We start from the raw sequence: 17476 nt of genomic DNA, 5'->3' as shown, positions 1-17476 counted from the left end.
GACGTTGCGGCTCCTTCGACGACCTGCGTGTATGGATCCCCGCCTGCGCGGGGATGACGGTTTGAAGTCAGGCCGCCGTCTTGGCGGTGGCGTAGGCCCAGTCGAGCCACGGTCCGAGTGCCGTGATATCGGCGGTGTCGACGGTCGCGCCACACCAGATGCGCAGCCCCGGCGGCGCGTCGCGATAGCCGGCGACGTCGAACGCCGCGCCTTCCTTCTCGAGCAGCGACGCCATCGCCTTGATCAGCGCCTCGTCGGCACCCTCCACGGTGAGGCAGACGCTGGTCTTCGATCGCGTCGCCGGATCGGCGGCGAGATGGCCGAGCCAATCGCGCTCCGCCACGATTGTGTCCAGCGCGGCGGCATTGGCGTCCGACCGCCCGATCAGGCCCCGCTCGCCGAGCGACTTCGCCCATTCGAGGCTGACGATGACGTCCTCGACCGCGAGCATCGACGGCGTGTTGATCGTCTCGCCCTTGAAGATACCTTCGGTCAGCTTGCCCTTGGAGACGAGGCGGAACACCTTCGGCAGCGGCCAGGCCGGCGTATAGCTTTCCAGCCGCTCGACCGCGCGCGGCCCGAGGATCAGCACGCCATGGCCGCCCTCGCCGCCCAGCACCTTCTGCCAGCTGAACGTCGCGACGTCGATCTTCGCCCAGTCGATGTCATAGGCGAACACGCCCGAGGTCGCGTCGGCGAAGCTCAGGCCCTCGCGATCCGCCGGGATCCAGTCGGCATTGGGTACGCGCACGCCGCTGGTGGTGCCGTTCCAGGTGAACAGCACGTCGTTCGACCAGTCGACCGCGTCGAGGTCGGGAAGCTGACCGTAATCGGCGCGGACGACGGTGGGATCGATCTTGAGCTGCTTGACCGCGTCGGTCACCCAGCCCTCGCCGAAGCTCTCCCAGGCGAGCGTCGTGACCGGCCGTTGCCCGAGCATCGTCCACATCGCCATCTCGAACGCGCCGGTGTCGGAGCCGGGGACGATGCCGATACGGTGCGTGTCGGGCAGACCGAGCGTCTCGCGCATCAGTTGAATCGCATATTGCAGCCGCTGCTTGCCGATCTTCGAACGATGCGAGCGGCCGAGCGATTCGGTGGCGAGCTGCGACGCATCCCAGCCCGGAGGCTTGGCGCAGGGACCGGAGCTGAAAAAGGGGCGAGCCGGCTTCGTGGCAGGCTTGGTCGCACCCAACGCGGGTGCGGTAGCGGTATCCGTCAATGTATCTCTCCTCACAGAGAGCACGCGCCGCGTTGGGGCGGCGTGGCCCGTCGACCGCCCTAGAGACGGTCGGTGCATCGCGCAAGCCGGGATCGTGCCGGGCCGGACTTGTTTGTGGCGGGCCGTCTGGCGCATGATCGCGGTCGTGTTCCAGTATCCGCGTATCCTCGGCATCGTCATGATGCTGACCCTGCTCGCCGCCTGCGGCCGTCGCGAACGGCCCGCGCCCGTCCCGCGTGATTCGATCGTCAACGTCTCCGCCCGCCAGACCGCGCAATGCCTTGCCGACCTGCGCCAGATGGACGTCAGCTACCGCGTGCTGCCCGACAAGGATTTCGGCAACGGTTGCGGTCTTTCCGGCGCGGTGCAGCTCACCGACATCGGCGTGCCCGTCACCGGCATCACCGCGATCCGCTGCGGCGAGGCGCGCGCCTTCTCGGGCTGGGTGCGTAATGCGCTGGCACCGGCGGCGTACCAGATCCTCGGCAGCGAACTCGCCAGCGTGCAGAGCATGGGCAGCTATGCCTGCCGCAACGTCGTCGGCACGCGCCGCGGCGGCGACCGCCGTTCGGGCCATGCGATCGCCAATGCGATCGACGTCGGCGGCGTGACGCTCAAGGACGGGCGGCGGGTGACGATCCTGGGCGACTGGACCTCGCCCGATCCGCAGGTCCAGCGCTTCCTCTCGACGATCCATGCCTCGGCCTGCAAGCGCTTCGGCACGGTGCTGTCGCCGGCCTATAACGCCGCGCATCGCAACCATCTGCACCTCGAAGACGATCGCGCCGGCCTGTGCCGGTGACGATCGCGAGCGGATCCGGCATCTCGCTGGCGGCGAGCAGAACCGAGCGCGACCACGGCGCAAGGCCGGGGTGCCGAGGGCGGCGACACTGCGCCAGGCAGATCGGGCGTTGAGCCCTTTCGGGCTTTGCTCTAACGCCCGCGGATGACCGATACACGCCTTCCCGAACGGGTCTTCCCCCGCGCCAGCCAGGACGCCGCGAGCGCGCAGCAGGCGATCTCGACGCCGCAGACCGAGCATCCCGCCTATAAGCTCGCCTTCCAGGACATGGACTTCCTGCTGCGCGAGGATTTGCGCCCCGTCCGCTTCCAGCTCGAGCTGCTGAAGCCCGAATTGCTGCTCGAGGAGGCGCAGATCGCCTCGACCTTCGTGATGTACGGCTCGGCACGCATTCCGGAGCCGGCCAAGGCGCATGCGATGCTGGAGATGGCGAGCGACGACGCCAGCCGCGCGATCGCCGAGCGACTCGTCGCTAAGAGCCGCTATTACGACGTCGCCCGCGAGCTGGCGCAGATCGCCAGCCGGGTACCGCGCGATCAGCGCGGCATGCGCCAGTTCGTCGTCTGCTCGGGCGGCGGCCCGTCGATCATGGAGGCGGCCAACCGCGGCGCGGCGGATGTCGGCGCCGAATCGATCGGGCTCAACATCGTCCTGCCGCACGAACAGGCGCCCAACCCCTATGTCACGCCGTCGCTGAGCTTCCAGTTCCACTATTTCGCGCTGCGCAAGATGCACTTCCTGCTGCGCGCCCGCGCACTGGCGGCGTTCCCCGGGGGCTTCGGCACGTTCGACGAATTGTTCGAGCTGCTGACGCTGATCCAGACCGGCAAGATCAAGCCGATTCCCGTGTTGCTGTTCGGCCGCGAATTCTGGGAGAAGGTCATCAACTTCCAGGCGCTGGTCGACGAAGGCGTGGTCAGCCAGCGCGACCTCGGCATCTTCACCTATGTCGAGACCGCAGAAGAGGCGTGGGACGTCGTGCGCGAATTCTACGAGGAACAGGCGAAGAAGGAGGGGTAAGGCGCCTGCCCACCCCCCACCCATAAGTGTCATCCCCGCGAAGGGGAAACCTTCGCAAAGCTCCCGATGCACCCCGGCGAAGGCCGGGGCCCAGTTGGGAAGGCCGTCGTAAGCTATTACAAACCTTCACCCAACTGGGCCCCGGCCTTCGCCGGGGTACGGCCTTGATGCGGGGTACGGCCTTGATGCGTGCCGCCCCGACGTTTGCAGACGTCTCGCGGAGGCGGGGATGACGATCGGGTTGGGGATACTCCCTTACCCTCACCGCTTCGCCTCCCCTCTCCCATCGAGGGAGAGGGGGCAAGACGGCGACGCCGGCGCGGGGTGAGGATGGATCGGAACGCCAGCTAATCAGCGGCAGACCCGCTTACTTCCCCGCCTTGGCGCCTTCGATCGCGGCGTTCGGATCGACCGACGGCGCGCCCGAGGCGGGCGTGCCGGTGTTGCCGAGGTTGTTGACCGCATCGGTGTTGGTCACCGAATCCTTGCCCGCCGGCGCCTTGGCATCGGGCTTGGCCGGTGCTGCGCCCGCCGCCGGCGCCGCGGGCAGCGGCAGGTTCGACCCCTGCGAATTGAGATAGGCGATCACGTTCGCGCGATCCTGCGGATTGCCGAGCCCGGCGAAGGTCATCTTGGTGCCCGGCGCGAACTTGCGCGGGCTGGTCAGCCACGCGTTCATCTTGTCGAAGTCCCAATTGCCGCCGACGCCCTTCAACGCGTCGGAGAAGGCGAAGCCGCCCTTGCCCTGGCCGATGCCCTCGCCCAGCGTGCCGTACAGGTTCGGGCCGATGCCGTTCGGGCCACCCTGCGTCACGGTGTGGCAGGCAGCGCACTTCTTGAACACTTCCGCGCCCTTGGCGACGTCGGCGGTGGGCAGCAGGGTGGCGATCGGCACTTCGGCGGCGGCGCCGCCGGCGGCACCTTCGGCCTCGACGCCTTCGATGGCATAGCCGAGCTTCTCGGGGCGCTCGCTATGGAAGGCCATGCCGCCGACGATCGACAGACCGAGCGCAATCCCGCAGGCTGCCAGCGTCCACCCGGCGATCGTGTTGGTGCGGTTATCCATCTGCCTAACGCTGCCCCTATTTTTTGCTTTGCGCCGTGAACCCATAGGAAACGGCGTCTGGCTCCGCAAGCATGCGCTTGCTGGCCGGCGGCAGGCGCTCTACCGCCTCGGCGCGATGGAGACCTATGCCGCCCCCGCCCGCCCGCTCGTCGCCGCGATGACCGCCGCCGCCGCCGCCAGCCCGGATCGCGCGGTCGCCTTTCAGGGCGCGCCCGGCGCCAACAGCCATGTCGCGGTATCCGAAGCCTTTCCCGACGGCCTGCCGTTGCCCTGCTTCACCTTCGAGGATGCGATCGACGCGGTGCGCGACGGCCGCGCCGATTGCGCGATGATCCCGATCGAGAATTCGCTGCACGGCCGCGTCGCCGACATCCATTTCCTGCTGCCGGAGTCGGGCTTGGTGATCACCGGCGAACACTTCCTGCCGATCCGCCACGCGCTGATGGCCACCGGCAGCCGCGACGAGGTGCGCGAAGCGATGAGCCACCCGCAGGCGCTCGGCCAGTGCCGCCACTGGCTGAAGGCGCACGGCATCCACCAGGTCTCCTATCCCGACACCGCCGGCGCCGCCGCCTATGTCGCCGAACGCGGCGACCCGCGGATCGCCGCGCTCGCACCGCCGGGCGCGGCGGCGCTGTACGGGCTCAACCTGCTCGGTGTCGACATCGCCGACGCGGACCACAATACGACGCGCTTCGTCGTGCTCGCGCGTGGCGGCAAGCCGCCGGTCGGCGACGGCCCGTGGATGACGACGCTGATCTTCGAGGTGAAGAACGTCCCCGCCGCGCTCTACAAGGCGATGGGCGGCTTCGCGACCAACGGCGTCAACATGACCAAGCTGGAAAGCTACCAGCGCTCGGGCACGTTCGCCGCGACCGAATTCTACGCGGATATCGAGGGCCGGCCCGGCGACCCCGCGGTCGACCACGCGCTGGAGGAACTCGGCTTCCACTCCAAATGGCTGCGGCTGCTCGGCACGTACCGGCGGGCACGGGAACGGGGGTAACCCAATTCCTCCCCCGCCGGGGTGGAGGTGGCAGTGCGAAGCACTGACGGAGGGGGAAAATACGGTCAGCTCGGCGTTTGCGGCAACGCCCCCTCCACCGCTGCGGGAGGGAGGAATTACTTGGTAAAGCTGATCCGGATGCGCACCCAGGCGCCGATCTGCGGTTTGCCGTTGATCCGCGGCGGGCGGACCTTGAACTGCCACGCCGCCTCGCGGATGCTGCGCGCGAGCCCCGATCCCGGCTGCGAATCGCCGAGCTGGACGCAATCCTCGACCGTATATCGGGCGGCGGTGCGGCACGCGATCTCCGCCCAGGCGCCCTTGGGGACGTTGGGCGGCAGATAGGGCGACAGCTGCGACTGCGCCGGCTCGACATACCATTCGGCGTTGTACAATCGCTGCCCGCCCGGCCCGATGCCCGCCGCCGCGCTCGAATCGCCCGCATCGCCGTCGCCCGCGCCATCCGCCGCGGCGAGCTGCTTGCCCGCGCTGCCCCCCGATTTGCGCGACGGCATCTTGCCGACGTCGGAGGCGGCGAAATCGTTCTTGTTGAGCACCAGATAGCCGGGGAACGGCGTATCGACCGGCGGCGGCACGGAGGTGTCGGGCGCCGGCGTCTTGGGTGCGGCGGGCGGCTCGGGCGCGGTGCGGCGGCTCGCCTTGGCGGCGGCGCGCGCGGGCGCCTTGGTCGACTTGGTCGCGGTCGATTCATTGTCGCCGACCGGCAGCATGTTGACGGTCAGCGACCGTCCCGGCTCCTTGGTCTGGTCGAACACCGGCGCGAGCTGCCACAGCAGGAACGCGATCAGCAGATGCGCGGCGATCGTCAGGGCGAGGGAGATTGCCCGGCGACGGTCCGACGAAGGCTGATAGGACCGCATGGGACGCTGCGCGTAGCGCGCGGATCGGCGCGCCGCAACCACTTGCGCGCCGCCATGCCAATGCCACCTTCGCTTGTCATCGCGACGTCATGCAGCCGACAGCCTACCCGCCTGAAACGCTTCGGCGAATCGCGATCTACGACCTCGACCGGACGATCACCCGCGCGCCGACCTGGACGCCGTTCCTGCTTCACGCGGTGCTGCGGCACGCGCCGTGGCGGCTGGCGCTGTTGCCGGTCGTGCTCGGCGCGGCGGCGCTCAAGGGCGCAGGGCTGATCCACCGCGACCGGCTGAAGCAGGTGATGCACCGCGCGGCGCTCGGCACGCTGTCGCCGGAGCGGGCGGAGCGGCTCGCGGCGGACTGGCTCGTCCGCTTCGGTCCGGCGCAGATCCGCCGCAAGGCGCGCGCGCAGATCGCCGCCGACCGCGCCGCCGGCTATCGCATCGTCGTCGCTACCGCCGCCTATCGCTTCTATGCCGAGGCGATCGCACGCGACGTTGCCGCCGACGCACTGATCGCCACCGCCACCGCGATCGACGCGCGCGGCCACCTGCTGCCGCGGATCGCGGGCGGCAATTGCTACGGTCCCGGAAAGCGCGCGATGATCGCCGCATGGCTCGCGGACGAGGGCATCGACCGCGCCGCCGCGTACGTCCGCGTCTACTCGGACCATGTCTCCGACGTGCCGAGTTTCGACTGGGCGGACGAGGCGATCGCGGTCAATCCGCACACGGCGCTGCGCCGCGTCGCCGGGCAGCGCGGCTGGCGGATCGTCGACTGGAACGACTGAGCGTCAGCCCCGCTCGATCAGCCCGCGCACCAGATCGAGATCGGCGGGCTTGTCGACGTCGACCGCCGCCAGTCCGTGCCGCGCCGCCACCGCCGCCGCCCGCACCCCGACCAGCGCACCCAGCCGCGCCAGCGCGCTATCCAGCGTCAGCCGCCCGGTGGCATAACGCAGCAGCGTCCCCGGCCCCAGCCGCCGGACGATCCGCCATGGCCGTTTGCGGTCCCGCTCGACCGACATCCACAGCCCGATCGCCGCCTCCGCCGCGGGCGTGCGCAGCAGGAACAGATTGCACCCCGACCAGCCGCCATCGGCGAAGCGCAGATAGGTACGGCGCGTCGGCGGCGCGTCGCGCTCGACCAGGTCGCGCCGCGCCAGCAGCGCCGCGACATCCGCCTCCGTCGGCGCATCGGCAAGGAAGTCGGCGATCCATTCGGGCCGCAGCAGCGCATGATCGGCGGTGGTGACGAGCAACGGCGCGCCCAGCGCGCGCAATCCCTGCAACGTGCTGAGGCTCGGCCCCGCCGCCGCATCGACCGGCTCGGCGCCCAGCCGCAGCGCCTCGGCACGCACCGCCGGGGCATTGGCCGACACCGCGATCCGTGCCGCCCCCGCCGCGCGCAGCGCCACGACCACCCGTTCCAGCATCGTCGCGCCATCGATCCGGATCAGCGCCTTGTCCGCGACCCCGGCATAGTCCGCCAGCGGATCGACGCCACCGCGCGATCCCGCCAGCACCAGCGCGTTGACGCTCATGACGCGCGCGTCTGCCACACCCGCCACATCACCCCCGGCGCGGCGAGGATCGGATGCCGCTCCCGCCAGCGCGTCAGCGGCAGGTCGACGCCGGTATGGCGTTGCAGCTTCCACAAGCCGTAGCGGCCCGCCCCCTCGAAGGTGAAGGCGGCCTTCATCAGCCGCGCCGCGTTGAGCCATTTGCCGAGCCGCTGGCGCAGCCACCAGGCGGCGAGCGTCGCGCGTACGTCGCGCTCGGCGACGACGGGCGCATAATCGCCGCCCCGCCGCTCGTGACCGATCCCCGCCCCCTGCCACGCCAGCGGCAGCAGCGCGTCGAACCGGTCGGGGACGAAGGCGAGGATCTGCCGTTCGCGCCCCGGCGCCTCGACGCGCAATTCGGCCGAATAGGTCTGCCGGAACAGCGCCAGCCAGAAATCCGCCGGCCGGCCATGTTGCGGCCCGAGCACCGCGGCGAACCGCGCCGCCGTCGCCGCGGCATAGGCCACCGCGCGCACCACCCGCGCCTGCACCAGCGGATCGGCCGCCCAGACCAGCGCGGCGGGCTGCGCGAAGCGCGTCCAGATCGTCGTGTCGATCGTCCGCCCCTCGACCGCGCGGCAGAAGGTGTCGAGCGGCATCGCCGCCACCTTGGCGCGGATCACCCGCGCGCCGAGCGTGATCTCGTGGAAGCTGACGTCCGGCCACAGCGTCCGCGTCGCCCAGGCGCGCAATCCCCAGCCGCGCGCCGGCTGGGTCAGGACGTAGAAGTCGAGCACGCCGTCCAGGTCGCCGGTACGCAGCACCGATCCGTAGAACAGCACCGCGACGCCGCCCAGCCGCCGCGTCACCTCGCGTGCCGCCGCGGCGATCGGCGCGCTCACCTCCGCCTCCAATTCGTCGGCGACGAACGACAGCAACGTCTGCGTCACGGGGCGGCGAACCGGATCGGCGCTCCCGCCCGGATGGTCAGGTCGCCGCCGGCGAACAATTCGCCGTCGAGGATGAAGCCCTCGTCCGCGGTGACGCGGAGCTGGTGCGGATCGGTGCGCGCGAAGCCCTTGGCCACCGCCGGGCTGCCCGCGGTGCCGGTCAGGATCGGCGACAGCATCCGGAACAGGTGGCGCGGCGGCGCATCGACCGTCAGCAGCTTGAGCCCCGGCCGCGGCCGCCCGAACGGCTTCAGCCCGACCGGCATCCGCTCCAGCGTCGAGGCGAGCAACAGATACAGCTGCCGCGTCACCGGCGTGCGGCCGTCCTCGCCGACGCGGATCGTCGTGCCGCGGCGCCATTCGTTGTCGGCGCCGCCGAACAGCGTCTGCGCCATGCTCCAGCCGAGCGACAACGCCACCGCGACGCCGTTGAACGCGCCGACGCGATGCGTGCTCTGCGCCAGTTCGGTGGCGCGGACGAAGCCGCCCATGCCGAGCAGAAAGCCGCGCGCCGCCGGCCGCCGGTCGTCGCCGCGCAGGATCTCGACCGGCGCCCGCTGGACGAATCGGCCGGCGCGCGCCGCCGCGATCGCGTCGCGCACCGTCCAATCGTCGGGAATGCCAAGGTCGAGCGCCAGCGCATTGGTCTTGCCCGACGGGATGATCGCCATCGCCGGCAGCGTGTCGAACACGCGCGCCGCCGCGGTCATCACGTCGCGCAGCGTGCCGTCGCCGCCATTGACCACCAGCAGCCCGATGTCGCGCGCCGCATAATCGCGCAGCGTCTCTTCCAGTGCCTCGAACGTATCGGGCGCGGCATAGGAGACGTCGGGCCAGTGGTCGAGCCGCATGCCCTGCTTGAGGTTGCGATGGCTGCGCCCGTTGGCGATCACCCCGACGCGCAGTACGGCGGGCGCCGGCGCCGGCACGCGCGGCACCGGCAGGCGGCCGGTGCGCGGTGCGTCCGGCAGCGCGTTGCGGCGGCACAGCGCGTCGCCAACGCGTTCCGCCATTGTCTGCCCGGCCGGCAATCGTCCATCAATCCGAGTCGCCAACCTGCGCCCTTCCGTCACGAGTTCTTCATCAAACTGTCACAGAGGAAATGGGCAGGATTACGGCCCCAACAAGAATTTGCGCCGATATTTTCGCAATTTCGCTCGTTCAGCCTGTCGCGGTCAAACTCGCGCCGGGTCGCTTGGTTTCACCCGCAGCAGCGATTGCGTCGCCAGGCCGAGCAGGATCGCGACGACGAAGGCGTTGACCAGCACCGCGATCGACACGCCGATCACCTCCAGCGACGGGCTCAACCAGAAGCTGACGCCGAACAGCGTGACGATGCCGACGGCGCGCGCGATGAACGTCGCGCCGATCCGGTTGGCGGCGAGCAGCAACGGTTCGAACCCGACGGTGACGAGGTCGATACATCCCGCGGCGGCGAGCCACAGCAGGATCGGATAGGCGCGGCCGAACGCCTTGCCGCCCATCAGCGTCAGCACCGGATGGCCGAGCAGCACGACGAGCAGGAACGCGACCGCGCCGACGATGGTCGCCATCAGGAACGAGCGCAGGATCATCCGCCGCACCCGCGCGAGTCCCCCCGCGGCGACCGCGCGCACGATCTCGGGGAAAGCGGCGCGGGCGAGCAATTGCGACACCTTGGTCAGCGCCTGCGCCAGTTGCAGCGCCAGCCGGAACGCGCCGGCCGAGGCGGTGCCGACGGTGCCGCCGACCAGCAGCAGCGGGATCTGCTTGCTCGACAGGCCGAGCGACGAACTGGCGTTGGTGGCGAGCGAGAAGCGGATGATCCCCGGATGATCGACCACCACGTCGCGCACGCCGATGCCGCGCGCGAACAGCAGTTTGAGGTCGCCGGTCCGCGCCAGCGCCGCCCAATAGGCCGCCGCGGTCAACACCTCGGCCAGCCCCCAGGCGACGAGGAAGCCGCTGACGCTCGGCACGAACACCGCCGCGACGACCGCGCCGAGCAGCCGCATCACCGGCGTCACGCTGTCCGCCGCCGCAGCGAACGAGAACCTGTCGCGCAGCCGCAGGATGCCGAGCGGAGTCGAGCGGATCGACAGCAATTGCGCGATCGTGAACAGCATCGTCGCGCGCATATGCACCGGCCGCACGCCGAGCGGCTCGCCCCAGGTGCGGATGATGATCGCGGCGAGAATCACCCCGATCACCGCGCTCGCCATGTCGAGCAGCCCGCACGCCTTGAACAGGCGCGCCAGCCGCGTCTCGCCGCCGGGAGCGAGATGTTCGGTGCCGTAGCGGACGATGATCTGCCACGTCTGGAAGCCGACAACGGTGGCGAGCGCCTGGCTTGCGCCGGTGATCAGCGCGAACCGGCCGAATCCCGATACGCCGAGCGTGCGCGTGACGATCGCCAGATAGACGAGGCTGAGCACCGCCAGCACGCCGCGGCTCGCCAGCATCCAGCCGAGATTGCGCGCGATCGCGCGCATCGGCCCGCCGGGGAACATCCCCGCCTCGATCCCCGCCTCGACGCCGGCGTCGGGCAATTCCGGGGTCACGCCAGCCAGCTGACGATCCTCCGCCCGCGCGCCTTCGCCGCCATCGCCTGCCCCAGCCGGACGAGGTGGACGACCAGCGACAGCATCGTCCACACCGCCACCGCGACGATTCCCCAGTCGGGCCGCCCGACCAGCAGCCCGGCGAACAGGATCACCATATTCGGGTTGCGCCGCGCGGTGACGAGCCGGAAGCGGCTGTCGAACCGCTCCCAGACGTGGATGTGCATCCCGAACCTGGCGATGAACGCGCCCTCGATCAGCCGCTGCGCGACATAGCCGAACAGCATCGCCGCGATCACCGCGACGAACGTGTCATGGTCGAGCGGCCGGCCATAGGCCGCGCACCCCGTCGCCCACGCCCACCACCAGAACGGCGGATGGACGAGGTCGACGCCATGATCCCAGGCATTGCCCAGGGCCGACGACGTGATCGTACACCGCGCCAGCTTCCCGTCGACGGTGTCGAGCACCATGAAGACCAATCCGATCGCCAGCCCGCTCCAGAACCAGCCGTACCAGAAGGCGATCGTCGCGACGATGCACAGCACCGATCCGATCGCGGTCACCTGATTGGGCGAGATCCCCGCCCGCGCGCACAGCCGCGTCAGCCACAGCGCCCATTCGGGCCACAGATATTTGGTGAGGAGATCGGTGACGCCCTTGTACGCGCCGGTATAGCTCGCCCGCTCGATCGCGGGGACGCTCGCCGGGGTCAGCCGATCGGCGAACGGCCGCTCGCGCTTGCGCAGCGCCTCGTTGAAGATGCCGTTCTCATCCTCCGCCTCGATCACCGCGAGCCCGTCGAGCGCCACCGGCCGGTCGGCCAGCATCGCGGCCTTCACCCGCTCGGCGTCCCCGGCGGCGACATGCGCCAGCACCGGCACGCCCGCGCGGGTCAGCACCGTCCCCGGCCGGCCCAGCAGATGCGGCAGCCACGACGGATCGAACGCAAAGGCGAGATTGGCGAGCAGCACGTCGTCGCCGACCGCCTCGCCGAAGCGCAGCTTGCGCGCGACGGCCATCCGCCGCAGCCGCTCGGCGTTGGTCATGCCCCAGATCGGCGTGGGATTGTCGCCGACCGGGACGACGGTCGGCAGGGTCGAAGGATTGGCAACCATCCCCGCCGGATAGCGCCACCCGCACGATCCGGATAGCCGTTGGTGGTCGCAGCCGCATGTGGGGGCTGCCGGTGTGGCGTTTCGGTTCGCGCGAAGCCGCAACCGCCCAGTGCTCCTGCGCACGCAGGAGCACTGGTGAACCTAGCAGAGGCATCGAACCAGTCCGGGGCTACGAGCCATTTGGAGGCGACATCGCAAGTATCACGAATATAAGGAAGAGCAGGACGCCCCCCGAACGCAACACCTCCGCGCCTCCGCGCCTCCGCGCGAACAAACCTTCTTTCTCTTCGCGCCTTCGCGGCTTCGCGCGAACTACCCCTGCAACACCGCCAGCACCGCCGCCGCCGCGCGCGCAGGCGCGACCCCGCTGACATCCCCCAGCGACTCCGCCGCGAACCACCGCTGCTCGTCGACGAACCGCGGATGGATCGCGACGGCCCGCTCCAGCGCCGGCAGCAGCACGTCGAGGTCGGTCACCACCTCCCCCGCCCGCCACATATCGTAGCTCGCATCCCCCGCCCAATCGACGCCGCGCGGATCGAGGAACACGCACGGCCGCGGCCGCATCAGGAATTCGACCACCTGGCTGGAGGTGTCGCCCAGATAGACGTCCGCCGCCGCGGTATAGCTGCCGTCGACCATCGCGAAACTGTCGAGATCGACGTGCACGTCCCCCCGCCCCGCCAGCCCGGCCGCGAATCCGCGCAGCCCGGGCGCCTTCTCGGTCAGCCGCTGATGCGGCGCGAAGATCAGATTGTAGCGCCCCGACGCGACGATCCGCCGCACCGCCGCCTCGCCCCAGTCCCACCACGACGAGCGATGCCGCTGCCAGTGCGGCGCATACAACAGCACCGGCCGCGGCTCCGCGAATTGTAGCGCGGCCCGGCTGCGCTGCCGGAACCCCGCCTTGATATACCCCGTCACCGCGACCGCGGCGGGATCGACCCCATGCGCCGCCAGCGCCGCCCGCTCGCGGTCCGCCGCGACGATCGTCAGCGTCGCCGCCTTCCGGCGCCGGTCGTCGCGATTCATCATCGACCCCGCGCCGTGCAGGATGTTCACGTAGCGGCTGCGCGTCGGCAGCAATGCGGGAATCCACAGGCTGGTCTGCTCGGCGGACACCACCACCCGCGTCCCCCACAGCAACGGCGCGAGCCGCGCAAGCAGCGGCAGCTTGGCAGGCAGCGGCGGATTGCGCCCCGCCGCCCACGCGCCGAGATCGCGATAGCCCGGCGCCCGCCGCACCCGCACCCCCGGCCGCGCGCCCAGCCAGCTGTGCACCAACCCCTCGTGCATCGAGGTCGCCACCCATATGTCGACGCGCCGTCCGGGCGCCTGCTCCACCAGCGCCTCCAGCACCGGGTACAGATGCGGGATCAGCAACGTCTCGCCGAGGAACAGGAAGGCGACGTCGGTCCTCATCCGTGCCGGCCGGTCCAGGCGGCGATATCCTCGGGCTGGTCGATCTCCTGCCACGCCCCCTCGCCCGCGACGATCGCGCGCACCGGCGCATAGCCTGCCAATTCGGCGATCACCGCATGATGGAAGGCGTGGAGCCCTTCGGGGCGCGCGATCACCCGCTCCAGCGCCTCCGCATAGGAGTTGCCGCCCTGCGACACGATCACGCCGAGCGAGCGATGAGTCGCGACGTCGAGCGGCAGATCCTTGGCGACCGCGCAGACCTGCCGGTTGGCGACGGTGACGAGCATGTCGTCGGTCACCGCCGCGCGCAGCGGCTCGACCAGCAGGCCGACGCCGTCGCCCGGCGCATCGATCGCCGCGGCGACCAGCTCGGCCGCGAACACCGTGTCGCCGTTCATCAGCACGAACGGGTCGCCGAGCAGGTCGCGCGCCATCCACACGCTGCCGATACTGCTCGCCACCGACCAGAAGGGGTTGAACAGCAGCCGCACCGGCAGCGGCGGCGCGGCCCGCGACAGATGCGCGCCGATCTGGCGATAGCGATAGCCGCCGACGATCACCGCCTGCGCGACCCCCGCCGCGTGCAGCGCCGCCAGCTGATGGTCGAGGATGCTGCGCCCCCCGACCTCGACGAGGCATTTGGGGATTTCGCGCGTCAGCGGCAGCAACCGCGAGCCAATGCCCGCGCTGAGGATTACAGCTTGCATCGGCGAGCCTGTAGCGCGGCCCGCATCGCGCGCCAAATCAGCGCACTAGCCCCGGCGGTTCCCGCCCGGCGAAATGCGCGTCGAGATTGGCGACGACCATCGCTGCCATCGCCGCGCGCGCCTCCACCGTCGCCGATCCCTGGTGCGGCGAGAGCACGACCGCGTCGCGGATCAGCGCGGCGGGTACCGTGGGTTCGTCGGCGAACACGTCGAGCCCCGCCCCGGCGATCCCGCCCGCGTCGAGCGCCGCGATCAACGGCGCCTCTTCCACCAGCGATCCGCGCGCGACATTGACCAGCACGCCCTGCGGCCCCAGCGCCGCCAGCACCCCGGCGTCGACCGCACCGTCGGTCTCCGGCCCGGCGGCGGCGGCGAGGAACAGCACGTCGCTCGCCGCCGCCAGCGCGCGCAGGTCGGGCACGAACCGCCACGCCACGTCCTTCTCGCTACGTGCGGTATACAGCAGCTCGGATGCGAACGGCGCCGCCCGCGCCGCGATCGCCCGCCCGATCGCGCCCAGCCCGAACACCCCGATCCGCCGCCCCGATGCGCGCCGCGCGAGCGGCACGTCCCAGCCGCCGCCGCGCACCGCGGCATCGTTACCCGCGATCCGCCGCTCGACCGCCAGCCACAGCCCGATCGCGAGATCGGCGACATCCTCGGTCAGCGTCCCCGCGGTGATCGCGAGTGCAATACCGCGTGCGTCGAGCGCATCCTTGTCGATCCCGTCATGCCCGACGCCATGCACCGCAACGATTTCGAGCTTCGGCAGTCGCGCGAGCATAGCGGCATCGAGCCGCATCGCCCCACCGCCGACCAATGCGCGTATGCGGTCGAGCGGCGCGGCGTCGAGCCCGACATGAACGGTGAACCGCCCGGCCAGCGAGGGGGCCAGCGTATCGGGCAACGGCGAAAGCGCGAGGATGTCGATCATGGGAGGCTCAACGCATCCGCCGTCGATCCGTCCCCTCCGTTCGTCATCCCGGCGTCCGCCGGGATGACGAACGGGAAGCCCCCCTCACACGCTGACCACGCTCTCCCGCCGCCCGTCCGTCCCGAAAATCCGCAGATAGCGCGCGATCTCCACCGGCTCGCCGGTCGCCTTGGCGGGATTGTCGGACAGCTTCACCGCCGGCCGCCCGTTCGCGCGCGTCACCTTCGCCACCAGCGAGATCGGTTCCAGCCCCGCCGCGCCATCGGGGTCGCAGCCGCGGAAGTCGTTGGTCAGGTTCGTCCCCCAGCCGAAGCTCATCCGCACCCGGCCATGGAAATGCCGGTACACCCGCTCGATCGAATCGACGTCCATCCCGTCGGAGAAGATCAGCAGTTTCTCGGCAGGGTCCTGGCCGTGCGCCTGCCACCAGGCGATGATCTGCTCGCCCGCCTCGACCGGCGGCGCGCTGTCCGGGCGAAAGCCTGTCCAGCCCGCCACCCAATCGGGCGCATCGCGCAGGAACGCCGCCGTCCCGAACGCATCGGGCAGCACGACGCGCAGGTTGCCGTCGTAATGCGCCTGCCATTCCTCCAGCACGCGATACGGCGCGCTCGCCACCCCGGCATCGTCGTCGGCAAGCGCGGCGAGCACCATCGGCAGCTCGTGCGCATTGGTGCCGATCGCCTCCAGATCGTTGTCCATCGCCAGCAGCACGTTGGACGAGCCGATGAAGCGGCTGCCAAGCCCCTCCTTCAGCGCCTCGACGCACCAGCGCTGCCACAGGAAGCCATGCCGCCGCCGCGTCCCGAAATCGGAGATCACCAGATCGGGCAGCGCGCGCAGCCGCTCCACCTTGTCCCACAATTTCGCCTTCGCCCGCGCATAGAGCACGTCGAGCGCGAACCGCCCCTTGTCGCGCAACGCCGCGCGCGCGCGCAGCTCGTTGACGATCGCCAGCGCCGGAATCTCCCACATCGTCGTATGCGTCCACGGCCCGTCGAACGTCAGCTCGAACTGGCCGTCCACGCGGTGCAGTTCGTAGGGCGGCAACTGGAATTCGCTCAGCCACTGGATGAAGTCGGGCGCGAACATCCGCTGCTTGCCGTAGAAGCTGTTGCCCGCCAGCCAGATCAGCTCCTTCTTGGCGAAGCGCACGCTGCGCGCGTGATCGAGCTGCGCACGCAACTCCCCCTCGTCGATCACGTCGGCGAGTCGCACCGACGCGGTCCGGTTGATCAGGCGAAAGGTGGCGTCGACGTCGCCGTGCAAATGGCGGATCATCTGCAACATCAGCAATTTGTAGAAATCGGTATCGAGCAGGCTGCGCACGATCGGGTCGAGCCGCCAATTGTGATCCCAGGTGCGCGTCGCGATGTCGGTAACGGCCATGCCGCCCCGCTAGCCCGGATGCCGCGACGCGCCAAGGCTTCCCAAGGGCAGGCACGCCGCCTACGCTTGTCTGACAACAAGGGGAGAGCGGATGGCCAAGGGTGAACGGCGCGAGCCCGCACATACGGTAATCGCACGCGATCTCGGCATCGCCATCGTCACCGGCCAGCACCCGCCCGGCAGCGTCATCCCCGGCGAGATCGACATCGCCAGCCAGCGCGGCGTCTCGCGCAGCGTCGTGCGCGAATCGCTGCGCATGCTGTCGGCCAAGGGGCTGGTCGAGAGCCGGCCCAAATCGGGCACGCGGGTGCGCGAGCGCGCGCTCTGGAACCTGCTCGACCCCGACGTGCTCGCCTGGATGTTCGAGGGCGAACCGCCCGCCACCTTCGTACGCAGCCTGTTCCAGTTGCGCATGATCGTCGAGCCCTCCGCCGCGGAGATGGCGGCGACCTTCCGCACCGCCGACCAGCTCGCCCGCATGGACGCGGCGCTGACCCGGATGGCGACGCACGGCCTCGACACGCCGGAGGGTCAGGCCGCCGACCAGACCTTCCACAATGCGATCCTGGAGGCGACGGAGAACGAATTGCTCGTCAGCCTGTCGGGCAGCATCGGTTCGGCGGTCCGCTGGACGACGATCTTCAAGTTCCGCGACCGCCGCCGCCCGCGCGATTCGATGCCGCAACACCGCCGCCTCTTCGACGCCATCGCCGCCCGCGACCCCGCCGCCGCCCGCGACGCTACGATCGTCCTCCTCCAACAAGCCCACGAAGACACCGAACGCCTGCTGCGCGCGTGAGGGGGATTGCGCCCATCGTCATCCCGGCGAATGCCGGGATGACGGATGTTGGGCGGAAATAACGTAAAAACTCGTCATCCCGGCGGACGCCGGGATGACGAAGGGGGGACGAGTC

The 17476-nt window shown here is 70.2% G+C and carries 17 protein-coding genes; 5 read left to right on the top strand and 12 right to left on the bottom strand.

Features of this window, described 5'->3' with window-relative positions:
• Positions 1-67: 67 nt before the first annotated feature.
• Positions 68-1222 (bottom strand): phosphoserine transaminase, encoded by a 1155-nt coding sequence (locus tag ACLBWH_RS06950; protein WP_447797758.1) that lies wholly within the window; start codon positions 1220-1222, stop codon positions 68-70.
• A 133-nt stretch (positions 1223-1355) separates the two neighbouring features.
• Between ACLBWH_RS06950 and ACLBWH_RS06945 the strand changes: the two genes are divergently transcribed.
• Complete coding sequence (locus ACLBWH_RS06945; protein ID WP_447797756.1) at positions 1356-2024, top strand: extensin family protein; 669 nt, start codon at positions 1356-1358, stop codon at positions 2022-2024.
• A gap of 144 nt (positions 2025-2168) precedes the next feature.
• Complete coding sequence (locus ACLBWH_RS06940) at positions 2169-3044, top strand: LOG family protein (RefSeq protein ID WP_322848680.1); 876 nt, start codon at positions 2169-2171, stop codon at positions 3042-3044.
• A gap of 367 nt (positions 3045-3411) precedes the next feature.
• On the opposite strand, the gene ACLBWH_RS06935 is transcribed toward ACLBWH_RS06940, so the two are convergent.
• Positions 3412-4110 (bottom strand): c-type cytochrome, encoded by a 699-nt coding sequence (locus tag ACLBWH_RS06935; protein WP_447797754.1) that lies wholly within the window; start codon positions 4108-4110, stop codon positions 3412-3414.
• 115 nt (positions 4111-4225) lie between these two features.
• On the opposite strand from ACLBWH_RS06935, the gene ACLBWH_RS06930 reads away from it, so the two are divergent.
• Complete coding sequence (locus ACLBWH_RS06930; protein ID WP_322849081.1) at positions 4226-5116, top strand: prephenate dehydratase; 891 nt, start codon at positions 4226-4228, stop codon at positions 5114-5116.
• Between the two features lie 116 nt (positions 5117-5232).
• Here the strand turns inward: ACLBWH_RS06930 and ACLBWH_RS06925 are convergent, their stop codons facing one another.
• Positions 5233-5997 (bottom strand): hypothetical protein, encoded by a 765-nt coding sequence (locus ACLBWH_RS06925; protein WP_447797752.1) that lies wholly within the window; start codon positions 5995-5997, stop codon positions 5233-5235.
• Between the two features lie 89 nt (positions 5998-6086).
• Here ACLBWH_RS06925 and ACLBWH_RS06920 point away from each other — a divergent pair, with 89 nt between their 5' ends.
• The gene (locus ACLBWH_RS06920; RefSeq protein WP_447797750.1) at positions 6087-6788 is read left to right on the top strand and encodes an HAD family hydrolase; all 702 of its coding nucleotides are present in this window, start codon (positions 6087-6089) and stop codon (positions 6786-6788) included.
• A 3-nt stretch (positions 6789-6791) separates the two neighbouring features.
• On the opposite strand, the gene ACLBWH_RS06915 is transcribed toward ACLBWH_RS06920, so the two are convergent.
• From ACLBWH_RS06915 to pncB, 9 genes are all read right to left on the bottom strand, one after another.
• Positions 6792-7559 carry a nucleotidyltransferase family protein gene (locus ACLBWH_RS06915; protein WP_447797748.1) on the bottom strand — a complete coding sequence of 256 codons (768 nt, stop codon included), beginning with the start codon at positions 7557-7559 and terminating at the stop codon, positions 6792-6794.
• Positions 7538-8452 (bottom strand): hypothetical protein, encoded by a 915-nt coding sequence (locus tag ACLBWH_RS06910; protein WP_447797746.1) that lies wholly within the window; start codon positions 8450-8452, stop codon positions 7538-7540. Before ACLBWH_RS06910 ends, ACLBWH_RS06915 begins: the two co-directional genes overlap by 22 nt.
• Positions 8449-9465, bottom strand: a complete 1017-nt coding sequence (locus ACLBWH_RS06905) for a diacylglycerol/lipid kinase family protein (RefSeq protein WP_447797744.1) — start codon at positions 9463-9465, stop codon at positions 8449-8451. The genes ACLBWH_RS06910 and ACLBWH_RS06905 overlap by 4 nt, the downstream gene beginning before the upstream one ends.
• Positions 9466-9627: 162 nt before the next feature.
• Positions 9628-10992 (bottom strand): lipopolysaccharide biosynthesis protein, encoded by a 1365-nt coding sequence (locus ACLBWH_RS06900; RefSeq protein WP_322848673.1) that lies wholly within the window; start codon positions 10990-10992, stop codon positions 9628-9630.
• Entirely contained in the window at positions 10989-12110 is a 1122-nt protein-coding gene (locus ACLBWH_RS06895; RefSeq protein ID WP_447797742.1) for a CDP-alcohol phosphatidyltransferase family protein, read from the bottom strand. Before ACLBWH_RS06895 ends, ACLBWH_RS06900 begins: the two co-directional genes overlap by 4 nt.
• Positions 12111-12422: 312 nt before the next feature.
• Positions 12423-13532: a hypothetical protein gene (locus ACLBWH_RS06890; RefSeq protein WP_447797740.1), complete on the bottom strand. Its 1110-nt coding sequence runs from the start codon at positions 13530-13532 to the stop codon at positions 12423-12425.
• Positions 13529-14239, bottom strand: a complete 711-nt coding sequence (locus ACLBWH_RS06885) for a phosphocholine cytidylyltransferase family protein (RefSeq protein WP_447797738.1) — start codon at positions 14237-14239, stop codon at positions 13529-13531. The genes ACLBWH_RS06890 and ACLBWH_RS06885 overlap by 4 nt, the downstream gene beginning before the upstream one ends.
• A gap of 37 nt (positions 14240-14276) precedes the next feature.
• The gene (locus ACLBWH_RS06880; protein ID WP_447797736.1) at positions 14277-15173 is read right to left on the bottom strand and encodes an NAD(P)-dependent oxidoreductase; all 897 of its coding nucleotides are present in this window, start codon (positions 15171-15173) and stop codon (positions 14277-14279) included.
• Positions 15174-15257: 84 nt separating this feature from the next.
• Positions 15258-16562 carry a nicotinate phosphoribosyltransferase gene (gene pncB / locus ACLBWH_RS06875; protein WP_447797734.1) on the bottom strand — a complete coding sequence of 435 codons (1305 nt, stop codon included), beginning with the start codon at positions 16560-16562 and terminating at the stop codon, positions 15258-15260.
• A gap of 91 nt (positions 16563-16653) precedes the next feature.
• Here pncB and ACLBWH_RS06870 point away from each other — a divergent pair, with 91 nt between their 5' ends.
• A complete protein-coding gene (locus tag ACLBWH_RS06870) occupies positions 16654-17361 on the top strand; it encodes a FadR/GntR family transcriptional regulator (RefSeq protein ID WP_322848667.1) in 708 nt (235 codons plus the stop codon).
• Positions 17362-17476: the final 115 nt, after the last annotated feature.

This window comes from Sphingomonas sp. M6A6_1c (genome assembly GCF_053345135.1).
The sequence above is the reverse complement of the archived record's forward strand: the minus strand, read 5'-3'. Positions and strand labels throughout refer to the sequence as shown.